Origin of the sequence: Bacteroides propionicifaciens DSM 19291 = JCM 14649, assembly GCF_000375405.1 — a bacterium.
Classification (GTDB): domain Bacteria; phylum Bacteroidota; class Bacteroidia; order Bacteroidales; family Bacteroidaceae; genus Bacteroides_E; species Bacteroides_E propionicifaciens.
On the sequence record NZ_AQWS01000055.1, the window covers coordinates 1 to 5,907 of the forward strand.

Consider the following 5,907-nt stretch of genomic DNA (forward strand, 5'->3'; position numbering starts at 1 on the left):
ATAATGTCGCTTAACTATTTGTACAAGAAAAGTTAGGAACTCCATGACAGCATTATGCAGATAGGAGCTAAGAGCAAAAGTAGACTAAATAAACGGTTTATTTTCTTCATTATATGCTTTCGATTTTAAAGAGCCTTTCGTACGACTCACTTATATTAAAATTAAATATAGTGAATATATATAATGTTTTGTGAATCGAGCTCTTTATTCTTACTCTTCTGGGTTACGTAAAGATTAAAGCCCACCGATTAAGCCTTCTTATTTTTCAATTCAATGAAGTAAGCCACTACCTACTTTACACAAAAGTCCTTACTCGCAGCAGCCAAACGAGTAGCTCATTTAGGTGCTGCGAGTAAGGACTTTTGTAATACCCTAATAGTGGGTATAAAAAAATAGTGGTCTATTCGAAAATACTCCAATAGACCACCAATCAATATCTTATAATAAAAAACTATTTACCTTGTGATTTCGCCAGCCAAATTAGAACTCATCAGGTGCTTAACCTTTTCATAATCGTAGCCATGACCTAGCAAGAACATCAGTTTCGTTACTGCGCACTCTGTAGTGCTATCATAACCACTGATTACACCCGCATTGAGTAGGTGAATTCCTGTTTCGTAGCGTTGCATATCTACCGAGCCAGCAGCACATTGTGTTATGTTGATAATAATCACACCACGAAGTGTCGCTTGCTTAATTAAATCGATAAACCAAGGTTTTTGAGGAGCATTTCCTGAGCCATAGGTGCGAAGCACAATAGCCTTTACACGCTCGTTTTCAAAAACAGGTGCCACAATATCTCTTTGCACACCAGGGAATAGGGTTACTATTGCCACGTTGGGGTCGTAGAGGTAATGTGCTTTTAGCCTTTTACCCTTATTTTTATTTCGAATTAAATTGTACTCGTACTTGATATGAATCCCCACAGTTGCAAGTGGTGGGTAATTGAAAGAGCTAAAGGCATTGAAGTTTTCGGCGTTATGCTTAACTGTTCTATTGCCTCGCATGAGGTGGTTTTCGAAGAATACGCAGACTTCAGGCACGATGGGGTCTCCATTTTCGTGTTGTGCTGCAGCAATCTCAATTGCAGTAAGTAAATTCTCTTTCCCGTCAGTTCTTAGTTTCCCGATGGGGAGTTGCGATCCAGTCAGAATAACCGGTTTGTCGATATTCTCAAGCATAAAGCTCAAGGCAGAAGCCGTGAACGACATCGTATCAGTTCCGTGAAGAATCACAAACCCTGCGTAATTGTCGTAGTTACGGTCTATAATCTTCACTAAATCAACCCAAAAAGATGGGTCCATATCTGATGAATCTATTGGCGGATCAAACTGGAATGAGTGGAAGTTTATATTAAACCTCTTGAGTTCTGGTACGTAGGTGAGCAAATGGTCGAAATCGAAATTCTCCAATGCACCCGTCTCCGGATTCTCAATCATTCCAATGGTGCCACCAGTATATATCAGCAGGATGTTTGCTTTCATATCGAAACTAGTTTGGCAATATAATATATAATCTAAAACTATCAATTGTCTTGATAGTTTCAAATATAAGTATTAATAATTACTTATTATAAAAAAGTTTTTTAATTCTTTTACCCTTATTCGCTTTTCAGGAATCTGTTTTTCTCTTTAAGGTAAGTATCTATATCTTTATCTCCTCTACCAGAGAGTGTTACGACTACGATGTCTTCGGGTTTGAATTTTACACGATCCAACACAGCCAAAGCATGAGCCGACTCCAGTGCAGGGATAATTCCCTCTTTTTCGGTCAATTCAAAAGCTGCTTTAAGTGCTTCGTCATCGGTGATAGCTAGTACTGTTGCTCGTTTTTCTGCAGCAAGGTGCGCTGGAAGTGGCCCGATACCAGGATAGTCAAGTCCTGCAGAGATCGAATATGGTTCTTTTACTTCACCATTTTCGTCGAACATCACCATAGTCTTGAAGCCGTGAAGAATACCTACTTTACCCGCTTGGATACTAGCTGCGGTCTGACCAGTCTCTACACCTTTACCCCCAGCTTCAGCAAAGATAATACCTGCTCTTAGGTCGTCAACATAGTGATATACTGTGCCACTAGCATTGCTACCACCACCAATACATGCAATTAGGTAGTCGGGGTAGTCACGACCTTCTTTTTGTGTGAGCTGTTTTTTGATTTCCTCGCTGATAACTGACTGTAGTCTGCTCACCATGTCAGGATAAGGATGTGGCCCAACAGTTGAACCAATGAGGTAATAGATATCTTTAGGGTTGGCTGCCCATGCACCGATAGCTTCGTCAACAGCATCTTTGAGCGTCATGCTTCCCGATGTTGCTGCATGTACTTTAGCTCCTAACATCTCCATACGTTGTACATTTACGTGTTGACGCTCTACGTCTAGTTTGCCCATGTAGATTTCGCACTCCATATTCATCAGTGCACAAACAGTAGCCGTAGCGACGCCGTGTTGACCAGCACCTGTTTCGGCAATAATTTTCTTTTTACCCAGTCGTTTGGCTAGCAGTATCTGACCGATGGTGTTATTTATCTTGTGTGCGCCTGTGTGGTTTAAGTCTTCACGTTTAAGGTAAACCTTACAGTTGGCTTTCTTAGAAAGGTGTTCCGAAAAATAGAGCGGAGAAGGACGACCTACATAGTCTCTAAGTAGGGCATCGTATTCCGCTTTAAAGCTTGGGTCATTGAGCACTTCAAGGTATTTGTCTTGTAATTCTTTTATACAAGGTTCTAGTGCTTTGGGGATAAATGTCCCTCCAAACTCTCCATAAAATCCGTCTTTGTCTGCTAAAAATGTTTTCATTGTCTTGGGGTGTTTCAGTTTTATTCTTTTGATTTATTTTATTCTCGAGCAAAAAAAATAGCCCTGTCGCGTGGCGACAAGGCTATTTTTGTATACGTCAAAACTTAATTAACAAATATAAATAGGCAATGCTTCCTTCACGACTCGTTGAGTTGTAAAAGACGCCACCAGCAATTTGTATTTGTTATTTTAAATTTCATCTGTTTTATAAGTTGATAGAGGCAAAACTATGTAATAAGATTTTAACTTACAAATTAAATCGTAAATAATTTTAAATTACTCAATTCTTCATTAGCTTTAAATATCCTATCAAAATAAAGAACTATTAAGCCCATCTTATGTTTTTATTATGGTGGAATTAGTAATAAAATATTAATCTATAAATAACCGAACTTATGAATAATTTTGTGTTTCAAAATCCAACAAAGCTCATTATGGGTGCTGGCATGATTGCCCGTTTGTCGAAAGAGATTCCTCATGATGCTAAAGTTTTAATAACCTTTGGTGGTGGTTCTGTAAAGAAAAATGGTGTTTATAAGCAAGTTATTGATGCTCTTCAAGGGTATGAATATTATGAGTTTTGGGGGATAGAGTCAAACCCTACAGTGGAGACTTTACGTGAAGCTATAGCCTTGGGCAAAGAAAAGAATGTTGATTTCGTTCTTGCTGTTGGTGGTGGTTCAGTTCTTGATGGTTCAAAGCTTATTTCAGCAGCAATCCTAAGTGATAAAGATGCTTGGGATCTTGTGCTTGATGGTCATCGAATATCTGAAACCTTGCCTCTTGGTACTGTTTTGACGCTCCCTGCCACAGGCTCCGAAATGAATAATGGTGCAGTAATTTCGCGTAAAGACACTGCTGAGAAATATGGCTTTTATTCTAATTACCCTAAGTTCTCTATACTAGATCCAGAGGTTACTTTCACATTACCAACTTATCAAATAGCTTGTGGTATTGCCGACACCTTTGTTCATGTAGTGGAACAATACCTCACTACTCCAGGTCAGTCTCGTGTTATGGATCGTTGGGCTGAAGGCATATTGTTAACCCTCATCGAAATTGCTCCTCAGATTAAGGCTAATCAGAAAGATTATAAGCTCATGTCCGACTTTATGTTATCGGCTACAATGGCACTCAACGGCTTTATCTCTATGGGGGTAACTCAAGATTGGGCTACTCATATGATCGGTCATGAGATTACAGCATTGGTCGGATTGACTCATGGTCATACCTTGGCTATTATTCTACCAGGAACCATGCAAGTGCTTCGTGATCAGAAGGCCGATAAACTAGTGCAGTATGCTGAGCGTGTTTGGGATATTCACCACGGAACAATCGATCAACGCATTGATAAGGCAATCCAAAAGACCGAAGATTTCTTCCGTTCATTGGGGCTAACCACACGTTTGTCTGAAGAAAAGATAGGGATGGATATTATAGAAGAGATTAAAAAACGATTTGAACAACGTAAAGCAGCCTTTGGCGAACAAGAAAACGTTACGGGTGATGTTGCGTATGAAATACTTAAAACTGTAGTATAAGCTTATGAAAGGTATTAGTTTTTCTTTATTGCGAATTATATTTGCTCTAATCATTGGGTTAGTAATTATTCTATGGCCCGATGCCGCTATCAATTACTTGATCATCACGATAGGTGTTCTGTTTTTGATTCCGAGTCTGATTTCAATAATCAACTACTTGGCTAATAAATCGAAGAGTGGAAACATTCCTTTTCCTCTTGAGGGAATTGGGAGTTTGATGTTCGGTTTGTTTCTAATTATTATCCCAGGATTCTTTGCAGATATTCTGACTATCATTCTTGGGTTTATATTGATTTTGGGAGGACTTCAGCAGATTACCTCACTAGTTCGTGCCAAAAAATGGCGTAAGGTTTCATTTGGTTTCTTTGTTATTCCTACTTTGATTTTGCTTGCTGGTATTGCTGTTATAGCTAATCCTTCAGGTGCTCGAGAAACAACATTAATGGTGGTTGGTGTAACAGCCATAGTTTATGCTATCTTTGAGCTGATAAATTGGATTAAGTTTAAAAAAACAAACTCCACTTGATGACCACAAGGTCTATATTGATGTAGATTAGTTCTAAAACTTAATTTGTTGGTTTATTTATAATTAAAAAGGAATAGGTTATATAACATTATTAAAGCACGAGTATGAGTACATTGGGTGGATATTTGCCACAGATTATAGCTACGATCGCCACGTTAGTTGGTGCACTTCTTTTGCGTTATGCAATTGTGAAGTTAATCAATAAATACGCCTCGTTGAGTCATAAATTATCGTTGATGATTATGCCCATCCGACGCGTTTGTACAATTTCCATTAATCTATTGGCAGTAATATCTTTATTCACAATTTGGGGTGTAGATAAGCAAAACATTTTTGTAGCGCTATCGTCTGTTTTTGCTGTGATTGGAGTTGCGCTTTTTGCACAATGGTCTATTCTGAGCAATGTAACTGCAGGAATAATTATCTTCTTTAATTCGCCAATTAAGATTGGTGATTACATTCAGATTTTAGATAAGGATTTTCCTATACAGGCAAGAGTTGTTGATTTGCTGACTTTTTACACACACTTGCGTACAGATGATGGTGAGCTTCATGTCTTCCCGAATAGCTTATTGTTGCAGCGTGGTGTGACTGTTATTGGTGAAAAACCTCGCACTCCCAATGCGAATGATAATGAACCACACGAGCCTATGAATTAGTAGGTGAGTGTTACTTGATTGGCTAGGCTTTTGGCTAGCCCTTATAAAACAAAGAAGGTCCAACCCTGTATCGGGGGTTGGACCTTTTAATTTTTATTTTATGTGGCTACGTAATAAAAATTATGACTAATTAAATAATTCTCAACACTACAAAGATAAAGGGTTTTCTGATAGTATCCTATCGCTTATAAAGGGTAAAAATGAGTCTGTTTTATCACTAGTATTAGTGATGTTTTATTGGTAGTGGTATTTTGATAGTTTATCGGGGTCTGAGATAAAGAGTGTGGGTTGACATATGGACATAAAAAAAGGAGCAACGCTTTGCTCCAATCTTGTTAACCTTAAATCTAATACTATGAAAAACACAGTACAAAGATATAG

5 protein-coding genes are annotated in these 5,907 nt (G+C 38.3%); 3 read left to right on the forward strand and 2 right to left on the reverse strand.

Going from position 1 to position 5,907, the window contains the following annotated elements; translation table 11 throughout:
• Window positions 1–455 precede the first annotated feature (455 nt).
• Entirely contained in the window at window positions 456–1,484 is a 1,029-nt protein-coding gene (locus B091_RS0111260; RefSeq protein ID WP_018110098.1) for an asparaginase, read from the reverse strand.
• A gap of 116 nt (window positions 1,485–1,600) precedes the next feature.
• The gene (trpB, locus tag B091_RS0111265) at window positions 1,601–2,800 is read right to left on the reverse strand and encodes a tryptophan synthase subunit beta (RefSeq protein ID WP_018110099.1); all 1,200 of its coding nucleotides are present in this window, start codon (window positions 2,798–2,800) and stop codon (window positions 1,601–1,603) included.
• A 395-nt stretch (window positions 2,801–3,195) separates the two neighbouring features.
• Here trpB and B091_RS0111270 point away from each other — a divergent pair, with 395 nt between their 5' ends.
• From B091_RS0111270 to B091_RS0111280, 3 genes are all read left to right on the forward strand, one after another.
• Window positions 3,196–4,341, forward strand: a complete 1,146-nt coding sequence (locus B091_RS0111270; protein ID WP_018110100.1) for an iron-containing alcohol dehydrogenase — start codon at window positions 3,196–3,198, stop codon at window positions 4,339–4,341.
• Between the two features lie 4 nt (window positions 4,342–4,345).
• Complete coding sequence (locus B091_RS0111275) at window positions 4,346–4,867, forward strand: HdeD family acid-resistance protein (protein ID WP_018110101.1); 522 nt, start codon at window positions 4,346–4,348, stop codon at window positions 4,865–4,867.
• 104 nt (window positions 4,868–4,971) lie between these two features.
• Window positions 4,972–5,526, forward strand: coding sequence for a mechanosensitive ion channel family protein (locus tag B091_RS0111280; protein ID WP_018110102.1), 555 nt, complete (start codon window positions 4,972–4,974; stop codon window positions 5,524–5,526).
• Window positions 5,527–5,907 lie beyond the last annotated feature (381 nt).

Coding starts and splice junctions, on each gene's coding strand:
- B091_RS0111260 (WP_018110098.1), bottom strand. CDS start 1,484: ATGAAAGCAAACATCCTGCTGATATATACTGGTGGCACCATTGGAATG.
- trpB (WP_018110099.1), bottom strand. CDS start 2,800: ATGAAAACATTTTTAGCAGACAAAGACGGATTTTATGGAGAGTTTGGA.
- B091_RS0111270 (WP_018110100.1), top strand. CDS start 3,196: ATGAATAATTTTGTGTTTCAAAATCCAACAAAGCTCATTATGGGTGCT.
- B091_RS0111275 (WP_018110101.1), top strand. CDS start 4,346: ATGAAAGGTATTAGTTTTTCTTTATTGCGAATTATATTTGCTCTAATC.
- B091_RS0111280 (WP_018110102.1), top strand. CDS start 4,972: ATGAGTACATTGGGTGGATATTTGCCACAGATTATAGCTACGATCGCC.